Annotated in this window: 23 protein-coding genes; 22 read left to right on the top strand and 1 reads right to left on the bottom strand. The window is 46.4% G+C overall.

Annotated elements, in window-relative coordinates:
• Nucleotides 1-30: 30 nt before the first annotated feature.
• A complete protein-coding gene (gene dnaA, locus FR741_RS00005) occupies nt 31-1,437 on the bottom strand; it encodes a chromosomal replication initiator protein DnaA (RefSeq protein ID WP_005378835.1) in 1,407 nt (468 codons plus the stop codon).
• A gap of 412 nt (nt 1,438-1,849) precedes the next feature.
• Between dnaA and FR741_RS00010 the strand changes: the two genes are divergently transcribed.
• The 22 genes from FR741_RS00010 (at nt 1,850) to FR741_RS00115 (ending at nt 20,577) form a co-directional block, all read left to right on the top strand.
• Nucleotides 1,850-2,596: an amino acid ABC transporter substrate-binding protein gene (locus FR741_RS00010; protein ID WP_005378831.1), complete on the top strand. Its 747-nt coding sequence runs from the start codon at nt 1,850-1,852 to the stop codon at nt 2,594-2,596.
• A gap of 114 nt (nt 2,597-2,710) precedes the next feature.
• Nucleotides 2,711-3,382, top strand: a complete 672-nt coding sequence (locus FR741_RS00015) for an amino acid ABC transporter permease (RefSeq protein ID WP_005378829.1) — start codon at nt 2,711-2,713, stop codon at nt 3,380-3,382.
• Nucleotides 3,379-4,116: an amino acid ABC transporter ATP-binding protein gene (locus FR741_RS00020; protein ID WP_005378827.1), complete on the top strand. Its 738-nt coding sequence runs from the start codon at nt 3,379-3,381 to the stop codon at nt 4,114-4,116. Before FR741_RS00015 ends, FR741_RS00020 begins: the two co-directional genes overlap by 4 nt.
• Nucleotides 4,117-4,358: 242 nt before the next feature.
• Nucleotides 4,359-4,493 carry a 50S ribosomal protein L34 gene (rpmH, locus tag FR741_RS00025; protein ID WP_005378825.1) on the top strand — a complete coding sequence of 45 codons (135 nt, stop codon included), beginning with the start codon at nt 4,359-4,361 and terminating at the stop codon, nt 4,491-4,493.
• 46 nt (nt 4,494-4,539) lie between these two features.
• Nucleotides 4,540-4,863, top strand: coding sequence for a ribonuclease P protein component (rnpA, locus tag FR741_RS00030; RefSeq protein WP_005394102.1), 324 nt, complete (start codon nt 4,540-4,542; stop codon nt 4,861-4,863).
• Nucleotides 4,830-5,087, top strand: a complete 258-nt coding sequence (gene yidD / locus FR741_RS00035) for a membrane protein insertion efficiency factor YidD (RefSeq protein WP_005378822.1) — start codon at nt 4,830-4,832, stop codon at nt 5,085-5,087. The genes rnpA and yidD overlap by 34 nt, the downstream gene beginning before the upstream one ends.
• A gap of 2 nt (nt 5,088-5,089) precedes the next feature.
• Nucleotides 5,090-6,712, top strand: coding sequence for a membrane protein insertase YidC (gene yidC / locus FR741_RS00040; RefSeq protein ID WP_005383834.1), 1,623 nt, complete (start codon nt 5,090-5,092; stop codon nt 6,710-6,712).
• Nucleotides 6,713-6,829: 117 nt separating this feature from the next.
• The gene (gene mnmE / locus FR741_RS00045; protein ID WP_012841264.1) at nt 6,830-8,191 is read left to right on the top strand and encodes a tRNA uridine-5-carboxymethylaminomethyl(34) synthesis GTPase MnmE; all 1,362 of its coding nucleotides are present in this window, start codon (nt 6,830-6,832) and stop codon (nt 8,189-8,191) included.
• Between the two features lie 100 nt (nt 8,192-8,291).
• The gene (gene mioC, locus FR741_RS00050; protein ID WP_005394096.1) at nt 8,292-8,726 is read left to right on the top strand and encodes an FMN-binding protein MioC; all 435 of its coding nucleotides are present in this window, start codon (nt 8,292-8,294) and stop codon (nt 8,724-8,726) included.
• Nucleotides 8,727-9,203: 477 nt separating this feature from the next.
• Nucleotides 9,204-11,099, top strand: coding sequence for a tRNA uridine-5-carboxymethylaminomethyl(34) synthesis enzyme MnmG (gene mnmG / locus FR741_RS00055; RefSeq protein ID WP_167426109.1), 1,896 nt, complete (start codon nt 9,204-9,206; stop codon nt 11,097-11,099).
• 1 nt (nt 11,100) lies between these two features.
• Complete coding sequence (rsmG, locus tag FR741_RS00060) at nt 11,101-11,736, top strand: 16S rRNA (guanine(527)-N(7))-methyltransferase RsmG (protein WP_074190060.1); 636 nt, start codon at nt 11,101-11,103, stop codon at nt 11,734-11,736.
• A 10-nt stretch (nt 11,737-11,746) separates the two neighbouring features.
• Nucleotides 11,747-12,520 carry a ParA family protein gene (locus tag FR741_RS00065; protein WP_005383838.1) on the top strand — a complete coding sequence of 258 codons (774 nt, stop codon included), beginning with the start codon at nt 11,747-11,749 and terminating at the stop codon, nt 12,518-12,520.
• Nucleotides 12,521-12,544: 24 nt separating this feature from the next.
• Nucleotides 12,545-13,426: a ParB/RepB/Spo0J family partition protein gene (locus tag FR741_RS00070; protein ID WP_167426110.1), complete on the top strand. Its 882-nt coding sequence runs from the start codon at nt 12,545-12,547 to the stop codon at nt 13,424-13,426.
• Nucleotides 13,427-13,615: 189 nt separating this feature from the next.
• Complete coding sequence (locus FR741_RS00075; RefSeq protein WP_005378921.1) at nt 13,616-14,005, top strand: F0F1 ATP synthase subunit I; 390 nt, start codon at nt 13,616-13,618, stop codon at nt 14,003-14,005.
• A gap of 8 nt (nt 14,006-14,013) precedes the next feature.
• The gene (gene atpB, locus FR741_RS00080) at nt 14,014-14,826 is read left to right on the top strand and encodes a F0F1 ATP synthase subunit A (protein ID WP_005378922.1); all 813 of its coding nucleotides are present in this window, start codon (nt 14,014-14,016) and stop codon (nt 14,824-14,826) included.
• A gap of 57 nt (nt 14,827-14,883) precedes the next feature.
• The gene (gene atpE, locus FR741_RS00085; RefSeq protein WP_002540812.1) at nt 14,884-15,138 is read left to right on the top strand and encodes a F0F1 ATP synthase subunit C; all 255 of its coding nucleotides are present in this window, start codon (nt 14,884-14,886) and stop codon (nt 15,136-15,138) included.
• Between the two features lie 74 nt (nt 15,139-15,212).
• Nucleotides 15,213-15,683: a F0F1 ATP synthase subunit B gene (gene atpF / locus FR741_RS00090; RefSeq protein WP_031780375.1), complete on the top strand. Its 471-nt coding sequence runs from the start codon at nt 15,213-15,215 to the stop codon at nt 15,681-15,683.
• 14 nt (nt 15,684-15,697) lie between these two features.
• Nucleotides 15,698-16,231, top strand: a complete 534-nt coding sequence (gene atpH, locus FR741_RS00095) for a F0F1 ATP synthase subunit delta (protein ID WP_005394085.1) — start codon at nt 15,698-15,700, stop codon at nt 16,229-16,231.
• A gap of 13 nt (nt 16,232-16,244) precedes the next feature.
• On the top strand, nt 16,245-17,786 hold the full coding sequence (gene atpA, locus FR741_RS00100; protein ID WP_005394084.1) for a F0F1 ATP synthase subunit alpha: 1,542 nt from the start codon (nt 16,245-16,247) through the stop codon (nt 17,784-17,786).
• A 44-nt stretch (nt 17,787-17,830) separates the two neighbouring features.
• Nucleotides 17,831-18,697, top strand: coding sequence for a F0F1 ATP synthase subunit gamma (gene atpG, locus FR741_RS00105; protein ID WP_005394082.1), 867 nt, complete (start codon nt 17,831-17,833; stop codon nt 18,695-18,697).
• A 35-nt stretch (nt 18,698-18,732) separates the two neighbouring features.
• Entirely contained in the window at nt 18,733-20,136 is a 1,404-nt protein-coding gene (gene atpD, locus FR741_RS00110) for a F0F1 ATP synthase subunit beta (protein WP_005383849.1), read from the top strand.
• 18 nt (nt 20,137-20,154) lie between these two features.
• The gene (locus FR741_RS00115; protein ID WP_005378937.1) at nt 20,155-20,577 is read left to right on the top strand and encodes a F0F1 ATP synthase subunit epsilon; all 423 of its coding nucleotides are present in this window, start codon (nt 20,155-20,157) and stop codon (nt 20,575-20,577) included.
• Nucleotides 20,578-20,625 lie beyond the last annotated feature (48 nt).

Below are 20,625 nucleotides of genomic sequence, written 5' to 3' on the forward strand. Positions count from 1 at the left end.
ATTTGCTTAGAATACCGTTATTCTAACCGATTACGAAGACAGGGTGCGAATCAAGTTAGAGTAATCTTCTTTAATGTCGTGGCTCTCTTCACGCAGCTGCTCAATCTTGCGACAAGCATGAAGTACGGTCGTATGGTCACGGCCCCCAAACGCATCGCCAATTTCAGGCAAGCTATGGTTGGTTAGTTCTTTTGCTAACGCCATGGCCAGCTGACGAGGACGCGCAACAGAACGAGAGCGACGTTTAGACAGCAAGTCCGCTACTTTAATCTTGTAGTATTCCGCCACTGTCTTTTGAATGTTATCGATAGTAACCAGCTTCTCTTGTAGAGCAAGCAGATCGCGCAGCGCTTCACGAACAAAATCAATCGTAATTGGACGACCAGTAAAGTTCGCGTTCGCGATAACACGGTTCAGTGCACCTTCGAGCTCACGCACGTTCGAACGCAGACGCTTGGCAATGAAGAATGCCACTTCATCAGCAAGGTGGATTTGGTGATCTTCAGCTTTTTTCATCAAGATCGCCACACGCGTTTCAAGCTCAGGTGGCTCGATCGCAACAGTAAGACCCCAACCAAAGCGAGATTTAAGACGATCTTCAACGCCATTAATTTCTTTAGGATAACGGTCAGACGTTAGAATGATCTGCTGATTACCTTCCAATAGTGCGTTGAAGGTATGGAAGAATTCTTCTTGTGAACGTTCTTTATTAGCAAAGAATTGGATGTCATCGATAAGGAGCGCATCCACGCTGCGGTAGTAGCGTTTGAATTCTTCAATCGCATTGTTTTGCAACGCTTTTACCATGTCTTGCACAAAACGTTCTGAGTGCATGTAGACCACTTTTGCGTTCGGGTTGTTATCCACAATCGCGTTGCCCACCGCATGCAACAAGTGCGTTTTACCCAAGCCCGTGCCGCCGTATAGGAACAGCGGGTTGTATGCTGCACCAGGATTATCCGATACCTGACGCGCCGCAGCCAAACCCAGTTGGTTCGACTTACCTTCAACAAAGTTGTCGAACTTGTGTTTTGGGTTCATGTTTGAGCGGTGATTGATAGCCGCAATCGCTTGAGCGTCGTCATCCCAGGTTTTGTGTACTGGCTTACGCGCTTGTAATTGTGCAGGTGCAGATGACTCGGCAGCCACATCTGCAGGCGTACGTGTCGGCGCTGGTTTTGGAGCAGAGACAGGTCGGCTCCCCACTTCAAAGCGTAAGTTAGGAATATCGCCACCGCAGTATTCCTGCAGTAAGCGAGTAATATTGTTCAGATACTTATCACGCACCCAGTCCAACACAAAGCGGTTTGGCGCGAATAGAGTGAGAGTATTGTCATTGAGCTCCGCTTGTAGCGGACGAACCCACATGCTGAATTCTGTAGCTGGTAGCTCTTCTTGAAGCTGCTGCAAACATTGCAGCCAAAGCGAAGATGACACGGTGCCCCCACTGAGTAATTGAATTATCGGAAAAGACTGGCAATTTTACCTGTTGATAACCAAGATCGCCAGCGATTGATCGATGATCCAGTGAATAAGATCCAAGTTATTCACAATTATTTCTGCAAACTTGATGAGATCAACACACCTTGCCCCAAATTTGCCCACACAACGATCCACAATTGGGCAAAATTCACAAGATCGAGCGATTGGTGATAAGTCTGTGTATTATTTTATTCCCAATGATGATTTTGTCGATCATTTCGCTAGGTTCAGTTCGCATTTTCGTCACATTTAACATTCTTCTTCTATTATCTAATAACTCACAGGTCTAGGTTATTGCTCTTGGTTATTTATTTAATTGAGCTAACTAACAGTAGTATTTCCAACCATAAAATTATGGAGATGTATTATGAAAAACTGGATTAAGGTTGCCGTTGCAGCCATTGCACTGTCGGCAGCAACCGTACAAGCCGCTACTGAAGTCAAAGTTGGTATGTCAGGTCGCTACTTCCCGTTTACTTTTGTAAAGCAAGATAAGCTACAAGGCTTTGAAGTCGACATGTGGGATGAAATCGGCAAACGCAACGATTACAAAATCGAATACGTAACCGCTAACTTCTCTGGTTTATTTGGTCTGCTAGAAACCGGTCGCATCGATACGATCTCCAACCAAATCACCATGACTGATGAGCGTAAAGCCAAATACCTATTTGCTGACCCTTACGTTGTAGATGGCGCACAAATTACCGTGCGTAAAGGCAACGACAGCATCAAAGGTGTTGACGATCTTGCGGGCAAAACCGTTGCTGTGAATCTAGGATCCAACTTCGAGCAACTGCTTCGTCAGTACGACAAAGATGGCAAGATCAACATCAAAACGTACGACACTGGTATCGAACATGATGTGGCACTCGGTCGTGCAGATGCATTTGTAATGGATCGTCTTTCTGCATTAGAGCTGATTAAGAAAACCGGTCTTCCTCTGGAATTGGCGGGCGAACCGTTTGAGACCATTCAAAACGCATGGCCTTTCGTGGACAACGAGAAAGGTCGTAAGCTGCAAGAAGAAGTAAACAAAGCACTGGCTGAGATGCGCGCAGATGGTACAGTAGAGAAAATTTCCGTGAAGTGGTTTGGCGCTGACATCACGAAATAAGAACTCTTTGTACTTTAGGCCGCAAAGTGGTATCACTCTCGGACTAAAATAAACTTACGTAAAGGTGGAACTTGTTTTCCACCTTTTCTTTTCTCTAGCCTTTAGGTAAGCCGTATGGGATTTGACTTTAATTACATGTTGGAACTGCTGCCGATATTGCTGAAATATCTTGGCACTACCATGGAAATGGCGACGTGGGGATTGGTGTTTTCACTGATTTTATCCGTCATTTTAGCCAATATTCGCGTATTTAAACTGCCAGTTCTGGATCAATTAAGCCAACTGTACATCAGCTTCTTCCGTGGCACCCCACTCTTAGTTCAGCTTTTCCTGCTTTATTATGGCTTACCACAAATCTTCCCATTGATGGTGGGTATTGATGCCTTCTCAGCAGCGGTGATCGGTTTAACGCTGCACTTTGCCGCTTATATGGCGGAAAGTATTCGTGCCGCCATTATTGGTATTGATCGCAGCCAAATGGAAGCGAGCTTATCGGTCGGTATGACGACATCCCAAGCAATGCGCCGAGTGATTTTACCTCAAGCAACGCGTGTCGCACTGCCTTCATTGATGAACTATTTCATCGATATGATCAAGTCAACGTCTCTCGCTTTCACGCTTGGTGTGGCCGAAATCATGGCGAAAGCACAGATGGAAGCCTCATCAAGTTTCCGTTTCTTTGAAGCTTTCCTTGCGGTTGCTCTTATTTACTGGGGCGTGGTGGTGATTCTGACTCGCGTACAAATCTGGGCAGAAGCAAAACTGAATAAGGCGTACGTACGATGATCAAATTAGAAAATATTCACAAACGTTTTGGTGAGACTGAAGTGCTGAAAGGCATCGACCTCGATATTAAGCAAGGCGAGATCATTGTGATTATCGGCTCAAGTGGCACGGGTAAATCAACCTTGCTGCGTACGGTGAACTTTCTAGAACAAGCAGATGAAGGTCGTATCACGATAGATGACATCTCCGTTGATACTCAAAAACACACTAAAGCCGAAGTATTAGCGCTGCGTCGTCGAACTGGCTTTGTGTTCCAAAACTATGCCCTGTTTGCCCACATGAATGCGCGCCAGAACATTGCCGAAGGTCTAGTGACCGTTCGAGGCTGGAAAAAAGCCGATGCTCTCAAACGAGCGCAACAAATTCTGGATGACATCGGCCTTGGGGATAAAGGCGATAGTTATCCAGCGGCATTGTCTGGCGGCCAACAACAACGTGTGGGTATCGGCCGAGCGATGGCGCTGCAACCAGAACTGCTGTTATTTGACGAACCAACTTCTGCGCTGGATCCTGAATGGGTCGGTGAAGTTCTCTCATTAATGAAGAAGTTAGCTAATCAGCATCAAACCATGCTGGTGGTGACGCACGAGATGCAATTCGCGAAAGAAGTCGCTGATAGAGTGATCTTCATGGCGGAAGGCAATATCGTTGAGCAAGGTTCTCCACAGGATATCTTCGATAATCCACAAGATCCTCGTTTGAAAAAATTCCTTAACCAAGTAGGAATAGAGTAACGATCAAGCATCAGGATCGATTGATCCTTGAGATTTTACTCACACTACGTATAATCGCCCGGCCGGAATTTCGTACTCATTGAGTCATTGACACATTATGTGAGTGTGATTACAATTCCGCCTCTTTGTTGAGAGGCGTCGGTTGTCCTTCTCTATATAAAGAGCTTCTTTATATAAGAAAGCAAATACCCACGCCGGGTTTAACAAGAACCTAAAACTACTGATCAGTAAAGGTAATTATCATGAAACGCACTTTTCAACCTACAGTTCTAAAGCGCAAGCGTACTCACGGCTTCCGTGCTCGCATGGCAACTAAGAACGGTCGTAAAGTTATCAACGCACGTCGTGCAAAAGGCCGTGCGCGCCTATCAAAATAATCGCTAGTTTATTTTGAACACGTACGCGTTTAATCGGGAGTTACGTTTGTTAACTCCCGAGCATTATCAAAACGTCTTCCAGCAAGCTCATCGAGCTGGCTCGCCTCATTTCACCATCATTGCTCGCAATAACAAACTTTCTCACCCACGATTAGGTTTAGCGGTTCCCAAAAAGCAAATCAAAACGGCTGTCGGTCGTAACCGATTTAAGCGTTTGGCTCGTGAAAGCTTTCGTAACAATCAACATCAGCTTCCAAACAAAGATTTTGTTGTGATTGCAAAGAAAAGCGCGCAAGATTTAAGCAATGAGGAAATTTTTAAGTTGTTTGATAAGCTATGGCAACGCCTGTCTCGCCCTTCACGTGGATAGCCATTGGGCTCGTTTATCTGTATCGCTGGTTTATCAGCCCTTTGATTGGTCCTCGTTGCCGGTTCACACCAACCTGTTCCACTTACGCGCTAGAAGCTTTGAGAGCTCACGGTTTTGTAAAAGGATGTTGGTTATCAGGCAAACGTCTATTAAAATGCCACCCTTTGAATGAAGGGGGGTATGACCCCGTTCCACCAGTCCAAAAACAAGACAGAGATAACTAACGATGGATTCTCAACGTAATATCCTGCTCATCGGTTTGGCCCTGGTTTCTTTTTTGCTGTTTCAACAATGGCAAGTTGCAAAGAATCCAGAACCTCAAGCAGTTGAACAGGCTCAATCAAGCAGCACTCTACCTGCACCATCTTTTGCTGATGAACTTGACCCAGTTCCTGGTCAACAGCAAGCTTCTGCAAAAACTATCACAGTAACGACTGATGTTTTAACTCTGTCGATCGACACCGTTGGTGGCGATGTGGTACATGCCAACCTTAACGAATACTCTGCTGAGTTAGATTCATCAGATTCCTTTGTTCTGCTTAAAGACGCTCAAGGTCACCAATTTATCGCTCAAAGCGGTCTAGTGGGTCCTCAAGGTATCGACTTGAGCAGCACAAATCGCCCTCACTACAACGTAAGTGCAGACAGCTTCACAATGGCTGACGGTCAAGATGAACTTCGCGTTCCGATGACATTCACTGCAAACGGCATCGAATACACCAAAACTTACATCTTTAAACGCGGCAGCTACGCGCTTAATGTTGAATACGATGTAGTGAACAACTCAGGCAACAACGCAACATTTGGTATGTACGCTCACCTACGTCAAAACCTAATGGACGATGGTGGTAGCATCACAATGCCTACTTACCGTGGTGGCGCATACTCAACAGAAGATACGCGCTACAAGAAGTACAGCTTTGATGATATGCAGGATCGCAACCTGTCTCTTAACCTAGCCGATGGCCAAGGTTGGGCAGCAATGATTCAGCACTACTTTGCCGCAGCTTGGATCCCACGTAACGAACCAGGTACTAACCTATACACTCGTGTAATTGGCAACCTAGGCGACATCGGCGTTCGTATGCCGAACAAAACTATCGCAACAGGCGATCAGGCTAAGTTTGAAGCAACACTTTGGGTTGGTCCAAAACTGCAAGATGAAATGGCAGAAGTGGCACCTAACCTAGACCTAGTAGTGGACTACGGCTGGTTATGGTTCATTGCGAAGCCTCTTCATATGTTGCTTTCATTCATCCAGAGCTTTGTTGGTAACTGGGGTGTGGCAATCATCTGTCTGACCTTCATCGTTCGTGGTGCAATGTACCCATTAACAAAAGCGCAATACACGTCTATGGCGAAAATGCGTATGCTTCAGCCTAAGCTGCAAGCTATGCGTGAGCGCATCGGTGATGACCGTCAGCGCATGAGCCAAGAAATGATGGAACTGTACAAGAAAGAGAAAGTGAACCCACTAGGTGGCTGTTTACCTCTTATCCTACAGATGCCTATCTTCATCGCACTATACTGGGCGCTAATGGAATCGGTAGAGCTTCGTCACTCACCATTCTTTGGTTGGATTCACGACTTGTCAGCGCAGGACCCTTACTACATCCTGCCGCTATTGATGGGTGCGTCTATGTTCCTAATCCAGAAGATGAGCCCGACAACGGTAACGGATCCAATGCAGCAGAAGATCATGACCTTTATGCCGGTTATGTTTACCTTCTTCTTCTTGTTCTTCCCATCAGGTCTCGTTCTGTACTGGTTGGTGTCGAACATCGTAACGCTTATCCAGCAAACTCTGATCTACAAAGGGTTAGAGAAAAAAGGCTTACACAGCAAGTAACCTTTTAGGAAATGATTGAGAAAGGCGGCCAAAAGGTCGCCTTTTTGTTTTTGGCTGATTACAATTCAGCTAACTAAAGTTATGGCTCAATTTGAGCCCAGCTCAAAAGGCAAAATTATGACTACAGATACGATTGTCGCTCAAGCGACCGCGCCTGGTCGTGGCGGTGTCGGTATTATTCGAGTTTCTGGCCCTAAAGCCAACCAAGTGGCGTTAGAAGTCACTGGCAAAACACTAAAGCCCCGCTACGCAGAGTACTTGCCGTTTAAGTCAGAAGATGGCACTGTGCTTGATCAGGGCATCGCACTGTACTTCCCTAACCCACACTCATTTACAGGTGAAGACGTACTTGAGCTGCAAGGCCATGGCGGCCCTGTCGTGATGGATATGCTGATAAAACGCATTCTAGGTATAGATGGTATTCGAGCTGCTCGCCCTGGTGAGTTCTCTGAGCGCGCGTTTCTGAACGATAAACTCGACCTCGCTCAAGCCGAAGCGATTGCAGACCTCATTGATGCCAGTTCTGAAGAAGCCGCAAAATCAGCGCTGCAATCCTTACAGGGCGCATTTTCAGGCCGCATTAATACCTTAGTTGAGTCGCTGATTCATTTGCGTATCTATGTTGAAGCAGCCATCGACTTCCCTGAAGAAGAGATCGACTTTTTGGCCGACGGTAAAGTGGCTGGTGACCTACAAGCCATCATCGACAACCTAGATGCGGTGCGCAAAGAAGCTAACCAAGGCGCTATTATGCGTGAAGGGATGAAAGTCGTGATTGCGGGTCGTCCAAACGCGGGCAAATCAAGCCTACTGAACGCGCTATCGGGTAAAGAGTCTGCAATCGTAACCGACATCGCAGGAACCACGCGTGATGTACTGCGTGAGCATATCCATATTGATGGCATGCCACTACACATCATTGATACAGCAGGTTTGCGTGATGCTTCCGATGAAGTAGAGAAAATCGGTATCGAACGCGCGTGGGATGAAATAGCCCAAGCAGACCGCGTGTTGTTCATGGTGGATGGCACGACAACCGATGCCACCGATCCGAAAGATATCTGGCCAGATTTTGTGGATCGCCTACCCGACAATATCGGCATAACCGTGATCCGAAACAAAGCGGATCAAACGGGTGAAGAAATGGGGATCTGCCACGTCAATAACCCTACCCTCATCCGCTTGTCAGCGAAAACAGGTGCAGGGGTTGAAGCTCTGCGTGAACACCTAAAAGAATGCATGGGCTTCTCAGGCAACAGTGAAGGTGGCTTTATGGCTCGTCGCCGTCACCTCGATGCGTTGGAACGCGCCGCACAGCACCTTCAAATAGGCCAAGAACAGCTTGAAGGCTATATGGCTGGTGAGATACTGGCAGAAGAGCTGCGCATCACCCAACAGCATCTCAACGAGATTACCGGCGAGTTCAGTTCTGACGACTTACTGGGCCGAATCTTCTCTTCATTCTGTATCGGTAAGTAAATAATCGAACGCGCGGTGCTGAGCTTAACTCACACCGCGTTTCTTTTTGTACGGCAAGCCATCCATGAGCTTTAGCCGTCGCATTCAATAAGGAAGAAGTATGATCCACATTATTACAGGCAGCACGCTAGGTGGCGCAGAATACGTAGGGGATCACCTGAGTGATCTACTCAACGAGAATGGATTTGAAACAACGATCCACAACCAGCCGTCCCTCGATGAGATCGAAAATCAAGGAACGTGGTTGGTGATCACCTCAACCCATGGGGCTGGTGAGTACCCTGATAATATTCAACCTTTTATCGCGGCATTACAAAATACCCCGCCGAAAATGACCGACGTAAAGTTCGCAGTGATTGCGATTGGTGATTCAAGCTATGATACGTTCTGCGCCGCTGGTCAACACGCTTATGATTTACTAGAGGACATTGGTGCCACACCGCTCGCTGATTGTCTTAAGATTGATGTACTGAGCCATGCAGTACCCGAAGACGCCGCTGAGGCATGGTTAAAAGAGAATATCGAACGCTTTTAAGCTCCCCGCTTTCCCTTCAACAGAGTCGAAATTCGGCTCTGTTTTCCCCAATGTGAATAACTCCCGTCAAATTATTTTGTTTAACTGCTCAAAAACCAATCAAACGAGCTGTGGATAACTACGATAAGATCCAGTGATTTTCCTTTAGTTATCCCAATAACAACTTTGATCAATTTTACCCTCTGTGTATAACTACCACTTTTGATCCCAGGTAATCCTCGATCTGATCCAATCATGATCACAAGATATGATCCAAAGAAGATCCATGATCTTGTTGATCATTTTTAGGTTATCCACAGAAACGGTCGATCCTAATAGTAGATCTAATAAAAGATCATATATATAGATCTTATATATATTTATCTTGAAGCTTAAAACGGATAAAACGAGAAAACGTTTTTCTCTGTGGCATAAAGCAGGTAAAATACTGCTCCTTTATCTGTCCATTAAATCCCTTTGAATACCTGAGGTCAGTTCATGCTTTATCACGAAAACTTTGACGTCATTGTTGTCGGTGGCGGACACGCAGGAACGGAAGCCGCGCTCGCATCTGCACGCACAGGACAAAAAACGCTTCTCCTTACCCATAACATCGATACATTAGGCCAGATGTCTTGTAACCCGGCGATTGGTGGTATTGGTAAAGGTCACTTAGTAAAAGAAGTGGATGCTATGGGCGGTTTGATGGCTGAAGCCATCGACCATGCAGGTATTCAATTCCGTACACTAAATGCCTCCAAAGGTCCTGCAGTTCGAGCGACTCGAGCTCAAGCGGATCGTGCTCTGTACAAAGCGTACGTCCGTAACGCATTAGAAAATGCACCTAACTTAACACTGTTCCAGCAGTCAGTGGATGATCTGATTGTTGAGCAAGACCGCGCGGTTGGCGTGGTGACTCAAATGGGACTTCGCTTCCATGCGAAAGCCGTCGTACTAACGGTAGGTACGTTCCTTGGTGGTAAGATCCACATTGGCATGGAGAGCTCTTCAGGCGGACGTGCAGGAGATCCACCGTCGATCGCATTAGCGGATCGATTACGTGAACTGCCATTCCGTGTGGATCGTTTAAAAACGGGTACCCCACCGCGCATTGATGCTCGCACTGTTGATTTTTCAGTGCTTGAAGCTCAGCACGGTGATAACCCTACCCCTGTATTTTCATTCATGGGTAAACGCGAACAACACCCGCGTCAGATCCCATGTTTTATTACGCACACCAATGAGCAAACGCACGATGTGATCCGTAGCAACTTGGATCGCAGTCCGATGTACGCGGGTGTGATTGAAGGCATTGGTCCGCGTTACTGCCCGTCGATTGAAGACAAAGTGATGCGTTTTGCGGATAAAAATAGCCACCAAATCTTCATTGAGCCAGAAGGTTTAACGACGCACGAGCTATACCCTAACGGTATCTCGACTAGCTTGCCATTTGATGTGCAAGTACAAATCGTTCGCTCAATGAAAGGCTTTGAAAATTCGCATATCGTTCGTCCTGGTTATGCGATTGAATACGATTTCTTCGATCCACGTGATTTGAAGCAAACGTACGAAACCAAGTTTATTCATGGTCTGTTCTTTGCTGGTCAGATTAATGGTACGACTGGCTACGAAGAAGCCGCAGCGCAAGGCTTGATGGCCGGTCTAAACGCAAGCTTGTACAGCCAAGACAAAGAAGGCTGGAGCCCACGTCGTGACCAAGCTTATATGGGCGTATTGATTGATGATTTATCGACCATGGGTACGAAAGAACCGTACCGCATGTTCACTTCTCGTGCGGAATACCGCTTGTTGCTACGTGAAGATAACGCCGATTTACGTTTAACGGAAAAAGCACGCGAGTTAGGCTTGATTGACGATGTTCGTTGGGCTCGCTTTAACGAGAAAATCAATAACATGGAAACGGAACGTCAGCGTTTGAAATCAACGTGGATGAATCCGAAATCAGAAGGCGTTGATGAGCTGAACAAGCTACTGAAAACCCCAATGGCACGTGAAGCGAGTGGTGAGGATCTTCTGCGTCGTCCAGAGATCACTTATTCGCAACTGACGCAACTTGAAGCGTTTGCTCCTGCACTTGAAGATCAGCAAGCGGCGGAGCAAGTTGAAATTCAAGTAAAATACGATGGTTACATCAAGCGTCAGCAGGAAGAGATCGAAAAATCATTGCGTCACGAAAATACCAAGTTACCTGCTGATTTGGATTACCGCGATGTAAAAGGTTTATCAAACGAAGTCGTTGCTAAATTGAGTGAGGCCAAACCAGAGAGCATCGGTATTGCATCGCGCATTTCTGGTATTACGCCTGCAGCAATCTCTATTCTTCTTGTTCACTTGAAAAAGCATGGTTTGCTGAAGAAAGGTGAGGAAGAATAAAATGAGCGCATTGCGAACAAAACTGGATTCACTGATCGTGAAAACCGATTTAGAAGTGTCAGAGCAACAAAGAGAGCAATTGGTCGGTTACGTCGAACTGCTCGACAAGTGGAACAAAGCGTACAACTTAACGTCGGTGCGCGATCCGCTTGATATGTTAGTGAAACATATTCTTGATAGCATCGTGGTGAGCACACACCTGCCCGGTGAGCGCTTTATTGATGTTGGTACTGGTCCGGGCTTACCGGGCATACCTTTGGCAATCATGAACCCTGAGAAGACCTTCTTCTTGCTCGACAGTCTTGGCAAACGCATCCGTTTTATCAAGCAGGTCGTGCACACATTAGGGCTTAAAAACGTGACACCAATTCAAAGTCGCGTCGAAGAATTCCAACCTGAAGAAAAATTTGATGGCGTTTTGAGTCGAGCTTTTGCTTCAATGACAGACATGGTGGAATGGTGCCACCATTTGCCGAAACAAGAGCATGGGGTGTTTCTAGCGCTGAAAGGACAGCACCCTAAAGATGAAATGGATCAGCTTCCTGAATGGTGCAGTGTGACAGAGATCATATCTTTAGCTGTTCCTGAGTTGGAAGGTGATCGTCATCTAGTAATCTTATCGCGCAAGGAAAATTAGCGAGGTAATCGTGGGTAAAATTGTAGCAATCGCCAACCAGAAAGGTGGGGTCGGCAAAACAACAACGTGCATTAACTTAGCGGCTTCGATGGCGGCAACAAAGCGCAAGGTTTTGGTGATCGATCTCGACCCGCAAGGCAATGCTACGATGGCCAGTGGCGTGGATAAGTATATGGTCGATGCCACCGCATACGATCTTTTGGTCGAAGATACACCGTTCGATCAAGTCGTATGTACCCAAACCACAGGGAAGTATGATTTGATCGCGGCGAACGGTGACGTAACCGCGGCAGAGATCAAATTGATGGAAGTGTTCGCTCGCGAAGTGCGTTTAAAAAATGCATTGTCGTCAGTTCGCGATAACTATGATTTCATCTTTATTGATTGTCCTCCTTCTCTAAACCTTCTTACAATCAATGCGATGGCGGCAGCTGATTCTGTGCTGGTGCCGATGCAATGTGAATACTTTGCGTTAGAAGGTTTAACTGCTCTTATGGACACAATCAGCAAGTTAGCGGCTGTGGTTAATGAAAACCTCAAAATCGAAGGTTTACTGCGTACTATGTACGACCCGCGCAACCGCCTATCGAATGAAGTGTCCGATCAACTTAAAAAACACTTTGGCAATAAAGTTTACCGTACCGTCATTCCGCGTAATGTGCGTTTGGCTGAAGCGCCAAGTCACGGTAAACCAGCGATGTACTACGATAAGTACTCTGCAGGGGCCAAAGCGTATCTTGCTCTAGCGGGCGAAATGCTCCGCCGCGAAGAAATCCCAGTTTAACTCTAACCTAAGGAATTCAATCCCATGTCTAAGCGTGGTCTCGGAAAAGGACTGGATGCGTTATTGTCGACCAGTTCGTTTGCTCGTGAAAAACAGCATATTGCATCGCATAGCCAAGAATTATCGGCAGACGGTGAGTTAACCGACTTAGCGATTGGTCAATTGCAACCGGGCGTATACCAACCGCGTAAAGATATGGCGCCTGAAGCGCTAGAAGAATTAGCGGCTTCGATTCAGTCACAAGGCATTATTCAGCCAATTGTGGTTCGCCAGGTTGAAAACGGCCAGTTTGAGATCATCGCAGGTGAGCGCCGCTGGCGTGCGGCAAGGCAGGCTGGTTTAAAACGCGTGCCGTGTTTGGTGAAGAAAGTCGAAGATCGCGCGGCGATTGCCATGGCGTTGATTGAGAACATTCAACGTGAAGACTTGAATGTGATTGAAGAAGCACAAGCGCTTGAGCGCTTACAAGACGAATTTACGCTTACGCATCAACAAGTCGCAGAAGTGATTGGTAAGTCGAGAACGACGGTCAGTAACTTGTTACGTTTAAACCAGCTTGAGTCCGATGTGAAAAGCTTGGTTGCGGATAAATTGCTAGAAATGGGTCATGCGCGAGCGCTATTGGCCTTGCAGGGTGAACAGCAGGTTGAGGTTGCTCAACAAGTCGCGAAAAAGCAAATGACTGTTCGTCAAACCGAACAGTTAGTAAAAAAGTGCTTAGCCCCACAAAATGAGCAAAAAGGGCAACAAGAAGATACCGAAGCTGAGCAAATGTCGCATAAATTGAGTCAGCTGCTTGATGCAAAAGTTTCTCTGACCCGTTCTGCAAACGGAAAAGCGAAATTGACGATAAGTATTGATGAGCCTCACAAATTGGACCAACTAATTGCCAAGCTTGAGGCCTAGATGAGATAATTGATTTAGGTCAATTAATCTAATTAATCGAATTTTGTGCGAAAGTTGTCGTTTTGTAAACAAAACTGTAAGTTTTTGATGCAATCGAATTGCTTTACGTTGAACTGAACGTATAATTTTCGCCAATTTCCCAGCACAGAGAGTTTAGTGCGAAGTGGATATTACTAGAGGTACGAATACATGGTAGCTGCGTTAGCTAGACCAGGACGAGAGCTCGCAAGGCAATTGTTAATGATCCAGTCTGGCGCGGTTATTTTTGTGGCAGCAGGAATGGCGGTAGCCATAAATCCTGACTGGGGATTTTCAGCGCTGATTGGCGGAGGCATTTTTGTTGTTGCCAATGCAGTATTCGCGCTGTGTGCTTTCATGTTTAGTGGGGCTCGCGCTGCCAAGCGCATCGCGGCTTCCTTCTATACGGGTGAAGTACTGAAAATTCTCATCACGGTTGCACTGTTCTATGTTGCCTACATGTATATGCAGGTGGAACTTGTTCCCCTCAAACTAACCTATTTGCTGGTACTAGGTATTAATATCTGTGCACCAGTGCTATTCATTAACAACAAAAAATAGGATGAGTTATGGCTGCGCCAGGTGAAGCGCTAACATCGTCCGGTTACATTGCCCACCACCTTTCTAACCTATCGCTGTATAAGTTGGGTTTAGTAGGGTCGGAGACAAGTTTCTGGAACGTACATATCGATAGCCTGTTTTTTTCTTGGTTTACTGGTTTAATCTTCCTCGGAATTTTTTACAAAGTAGCGAAGAGAACAACAGCGGGTGTACCGGGTAAGCTTCAGTGTGCTGTAGAAATGATCGTTGAATTTGTCGCCGATAACGTCAAAGACACGTTCCATGGACGCAACCCACTGATCGCGCCTTTAGCACTGACTATCTTTTGTTGGGTATTTTTGATGAACGTGATGGACTTAGTTCCTATCGACTTCTTACCGTACCCAGCAGAACATTGGCTAGGTATCCCTTACCTTAAGGTTGTACCGTCTGCTGATGTGAATATCACCATGGCTATGGCTCTAGGCGTTTTTGCATTGATGATTTACTACAGCATCAAAGTGAAAGGTCTAGGTGGATTCGCAAAAGAACTTGCACTACATCCATTCAATCACCCACTTATGATTCCGTTTAACCTACTGATTGAAGTGGTATCGCTACTGGCGAAACCTCTATCACTTGGTATGCGTCTATTCGGTAACATGTTCGCGGGTGAGGTTGTATTCATTCTTTGTGCGGCAATGCTACCATGGTACTTACAATGGATGGGTTCACTACCGTGGGCAATCTTCCATATCTTGGTTATTACGATTCAAGCCTTCGTATTCATGATGTTGACAATTGTTTACCTGTCAATGGCACACGAAGATCCTGATCATTAATTTTTTTAAAGCTTTTTATTTGGGCACTAAGCCAACAACTATAAATTGGAGATAGTAATGGAAACTTTACTGAGCTTTTCTGCAATCGCCGTAGGTATTATCGTCGGTCTTGCTTCTCTTGGTACAGCGATTGGTTTCGCACTGCTAGGTGGTAAATTCCTAGAAGGTGCTGCACGTCAACCAGAAATGGCTCCTATGCTACAAGTTAAGATGTTCATCATCGCGGGTCTACTTGATGCGGTTCCAATGATCGGTATCGTAATCGCGCTACTATTCACTTTCGCAAACCCATTCGTTGGTCAACTAGGTTAATCACCTTTAACTCGGGACGAGCGATTAGCGCTTGTCACTGATTAACACTAAGTCCAAATAGAGGGGTAGCTGTTGTGAACATAAACGCAACTCTGCTAGGTCAAGCAATCTCGTTTGCACTATTTGTGTGGTTCTGCATGAAGTATGTATGGCCACCATTGATGAAAGCGATCGAAGAGCGTCAGAAGAAAATTGCTGATGGCCTTCAAGCAGCAGAACGTGCTGCGAAAGACTTGGATCTAGCACAAGCCAACGCTTCTGATCAATTGAAAGAAGCGAAGCGCACAGCAACTGAGATCATCGAACAAGCGAACAAGCGCAAGTCTCAAATTCTTGATGAAGCTCGCGAGGAAGCTCAGGCAGAACGCCAGAAAATCCTAGCGCAAGCAGAAGCAGAACTTGAAGCTGAACGCAATCGTGCGCGCGATGACCTGCGCAAACAAGTTGCTACTCTGGCTGTAGCTGGTGCTGAGAAAATCCTTGAGCGTTCTATCGATAAAGATGCGCAAAAAGATATTCTCGACAACATTACTGCAAAACTTTAAGTCTGGGGGCGCATATGTCTGATTTGACTACTATCGCACGCCCCTATGCTAAAGCAGCCTTCGACTTTGCTTTAGAGAAAGACCAGTTGGACCAATGGGGCCAAATGTTATCTTTTGCTGCTGAAGTGGCCAAAAACGAACAAATGAACGAACTTCTAACCGGTTCGGTTTCTGCTGATAAAATGGCAGAGATTTTTGTTGCAGTTTGCGGCGAACAAGTTGATACGCACGGTCAAAACCTTTTGAAGGTGATGGCTGAGAATGGTCGTTTAGCGGCCCTTCCTGATGTTTGCACAGAGTTTTACACTCTGAAGAAAGAGCATGAGAAAGAAATCGATGTTGAAGTCATTTCAGCAACAGAACTTTCTGATGAGCAACTTGCAAACATTGGCAGCAAACTTGAAAAGCGTCTTGAACGCAAAGTGAAGCTGAATTGCAGTGTAGATGAGACCCTACTTGGTGGGGTTATTATTCGAGCCGGAGACCTAGTCATCGATGACTCAGCGCGTGGTCGTTTGAACCGCCTGAGCGATGCATTGCAGTCTTAATGGGGATTGGAGCATGCAACTTAATTCCACGGAAATTAGCGATCTAATCAAACAACGTATCGAATCTTTCGAAGTTGTTAGTGAAGCTCGCAACGAGGGTACTATCGTATCGGTAAGCGATGGTATCATCCGCATCCACGGCCTAGCGGACGTGATGCAAGGTGAAATGATTGAATTACCGGGTGGCCGTTATGCACTGGCACTTAACCTTGAGCGTGACTCGGTTGGTGCGGTTGTAATGGGCCCATATGCTGACCTTAAGGAAGGCATGAAAGTTACAGGTACTGGCCGCATTCTTGAAGTGCCAGTTGGTCCAGAACTACTAGGCCGCGTAGTAAACACGCTGGGTGAGCCTATCGATGGTAAAGGTCCAATCGAAGCGAAAATGACTTCGCCTGTAGAAGTGATCGCACCAGGTGTAATCGACCGTAAATCGGTAGACCAACCTGTGCAAACTGGTTATAAGTCAGTTGACTCAATGATCCCAATCGGTCGTGGTCAGCGTGAGCTTATTATCGGTGACCGTCAGATTGGTAAAACAGCACTGGCGATCGATGCGATCATCAACCAGAAAGACTCTGGTATTTTCTCTATCTACGTAGCAATTGGTCAGAAAGCATCGACTATCGCTAACGTAGTTCGCAAACTAGAAGAGCACGGCGCACTACAAAACACTATCGTTGTAGTTGCATCAGCTTCTGAATCTGCAGCGCTGCAATACCTAGCGCCATACGCAGGTTGTGCGATGGGTGAATACTTCCGCGATCGCGGTGAAGACGCACTGATTGTTTACGATGACCTATCTAAGCAAGCGGTAGCTTACCGTCAGATCTCTCTACTACTTAAACGTCCACCAGGCCGTGAGGCATTCCCAGGTGACGTATTCTACTTACACTCGCGTCTACTAGAGCGTGCAGCTCGTGTAAACGAAGAGTACGTAGAGCGTTTCACTAACGGTGAAGTGAAAGGTAAGACTGGTTCATTGACTGCTCTTCCTATCATCGAAACTCAAGCAGGTGACGTTTCAGCATTCGTACCGACTAACGTAATCTCGATTACCGATGGTCAGATCTTCCTACAAACTGAGCTATTCAACGCCGGTGTTCGTCCAGCTGTTGACCCAGGTATCTCAGTATCTCGTGTAGGTGGTTCAGCTCAGACGAAAATCATCAAGAAACTATCAGGTGGTATCCGTACAGCACTAGCTGCGTACCGCGAACTAGCTGCATTTGCTCAGTTCTCTTCTGACCTTGATGAAGCAACGAAGAAACAGCTAGACCATGGTCAAAAAGTAACAGAACTAATGAAGCAGAAGCAGTACGCTCCAATGTCTGTATTTGACCAAGCTCTAACTATCTTCGCGGCAGAGCGCGGTTACCTTGATGATGTAGAACTTAACAAAGTTCTAGATTTCGAGGCGGCTCTACTATCGTACGCTCGCGGTCAATACGCTGAACTAGCAGCTGAGATCGACAAGTCTGGCGCTTACAACGATGAAATCGAAGCTCAGTTGAAGAAACTGACTGACGACTTCAAAGCAACCCAAACTTGGTAATTAGGTCGGTGGCAGTTTCTGCCACCAACTAACGGAGAGTAACGATGGCCGGCGCAAAAGAGATACGTAATAAAATCGGTAGTGTTAAAAGCACGCAGAAAATTACGAAAGCGATGGAAATGGTAGCAGCTTCAAAAATGCGTCGTTCTCAAGATGCAATGGAAGCTTCTCGTCCATACGCTGAAACAATGCGTAAAGTGATCGGTCATGTGGCTAACGCAAACCTAGAGTACCGTCATCCGTACCTAGAAGAGCGTGAAGCTAAACGTGTTGGTTACATCATCGTTTCGACAGACCGTGGTCTGTGTGGTGGTTTGAACATTAACGTGTTCAAAAAAGCCGTTACAGACATGCAAGCATGGAGAGAGAAAGGTGCTGAGATTGAGCTTGCCGTTGTTGGCTCAAAAGCAACAGCTTTCTTTAAACATGGTGGCGCAAAAGTTGCGGCACAGGTTTCTGGCCTGGGTGATAACCCAAGCTTAGAAGACCTAATCGGTTCTGTTGGCGTAATGCTGAAGAAATACGATGAAGGTGAACTGGACCGTCTATACGTAGTATTCAACAAGTTTGTAAATACTATGGTTCAGCAACCAACGATCGATCAATTGCTACCTTTGCCTAAATCGGACAGCGAAGAGATGCAGCGTGAGCACTCATGGGACTACATCTATGAGCCTGAGCCAAAACCTCTACTGGATACGCTACTAGTGCGTTACGTAGAGTCTCAGGTATACCAAGGTGTGGTTGAGAACCTTGCTTGTGAACAAGCGGCTCGAATGATTGCGATGAAGGCTGCAACGGATAACGCAACCAACTTGATTGACGATTTGGAACTTGTGTACAACAAAGCCCGTCAGGCTGCGATCACACAAGAACTATCGGAAATCGTTGGTGGTGCAGCTGCGGTTTAAGCTTAGGTAAAACGAAATAGTTTAGAGGATTAACGATGGCTACAGGTAAGATCGTACAGATCATCGGTGCGGTAGTCGACGTAGAGTTCCCACAGAGCAATGTACCTAGTGTATATGACGCTCTAAACGTAACGGACTCAAAAGAGCGTCTAGTTCTTGAAGTTCAACAACAGCTAGGCGGTGGCGTAGTTCGTTGTATCGTAATGGGTAGCTCTGATGGTTTACGTCGTGGAGTTGAAGTGGTTAACACTGGCGCTCCAATTTCAGTACCAGTCGGTACTAAAACTCTAGGTCGTATCATGAACGTCCTAGGTGACGCGATTGATGAGCGTGGTGAAGTGGGCGCGGAAGAGGTTTACTCTATCCACCGCAGCGCACCAAGCTACGAAGAACAATCAAACGAGATCGCACTTCTAGAAACGGGCGTTAAAGTAATCGACCTAATTTGTCCATTCGCTAAGGGTGGTAAAATCGGTCTATTCGGTGGTGCTGGTGTAGGTAAGACCGTTAACATGATGGAACTTATCAACAACATCGCACTACAGCACTCAGGTCTATCCGTATTTGCGGGTGTTGGTGAGCGTACTCGTGAAGGTAACGATTTCTACTACGAGATGCAGGAAGCGGGCGTTGTAAACGTTGAGAAGCCTGAAGAATCTAAAGTAGCAATGGTTTACGGTCAGATGAACGAGCCACCAGGTAACCGTCTACGTGTTGCACTGACTGGTCTAACAATGGCAGAACGTTTCCGTGACGAAGGTCGTGACGTACTACTGTTCATTGATAACATCTACCGTTACACACTTGCAGGTACAGAGGTATCGGCACTGCTAGGTCGTATGCCTTCTGCGGTAGGTTACCAGCCAACTCTTGCAGAAGAGATGGGTGTACTTCAGGAGCGTATCACGTCAACGAAATCAGGTTCTATCACGTCTGTACAGGCGGTATACGTACCTGCGGATGACTTGACTGACCCGTCTCCAGCGACAACGTTCGCGCACTTGGATGCAACGGTTGTACTTAACCGTAACATCGCTGCAATGGGTCTATACCCTGCGATCGATCCACTAGATTCAACATCTCGTATGCTTGATCCACTAGTAGTTGGTCAAGATCACTACGAAGTTGCTCGTGGCGTTCAGCAGACACTTCAGCGCTACAAAGAGCTGAAAGACATCATTGCTATCCTAGGTATGGACGAGCTATCTGAAGAAGATAAGCAAGTTGTATCTCGTGCACGTAAGATTGAGCGTTTCCTAACTCAGCCTTACCACGTAGCAGAAGTATTTACAGGTGACCCTGGTATTTACGTACCTCTAAAAGAGACTCTACGTGGCTTTAAAGGTCTACTAGCTGGTGAATACGACGACATTCCTGAGCAGGCATTCATGTACTGCGGTAGCATCGACGATGCTATTGAGAATGCGAAGAAGCTATAAGGCTAACTAGGAGGCGATATGGCAGCAATAACCTTTCACCTAGACGTAGTAAGCGCTGAGAAGAAAATCTTCTCTGGTCGTGTTGAAACGTTTCAGGTGACCGGTAGCGAAGGTGAACTTGGTATTTTCCATGGTCACACACCGCTGCTGACCGCTATCAAGCCTGGTATGGTGCGTATTGTGAAACAGCACGGCCACGAAGAAATCATTTATGTTTCTGGTGGTATGGTAGAGATTCAGCCTGGTACAGCGACTGTACTGGCTGATACCGCTATCCGTGGTGAAGAGCTAGACGCAGCGAAGGCAGAAGAAGCCAAGCGCCGCGCTGAGGAGCAAATCCAGAATCAGCATGGTGACATGGACTTCGCACAAGCGGCCAGTGAACTGGCTAAAGCCATTGCTCAGCTACGAGTTATCGAGCTGACAAAAAAGCGTCGCTAAGCTCAATTAGCAACGTTGCATGACAAAAGGCGGCCAAATGGTCGCCTT

Source organism: Vibrio diabolicus, assembly GCF_011801455.1.
Classification (GTDB): Bacteria; Pseudomonadota; Gammaproteobacteria; order Enterobacterales; family Vibrionaceae; genus Vibrio; species Vibrio diabolicus.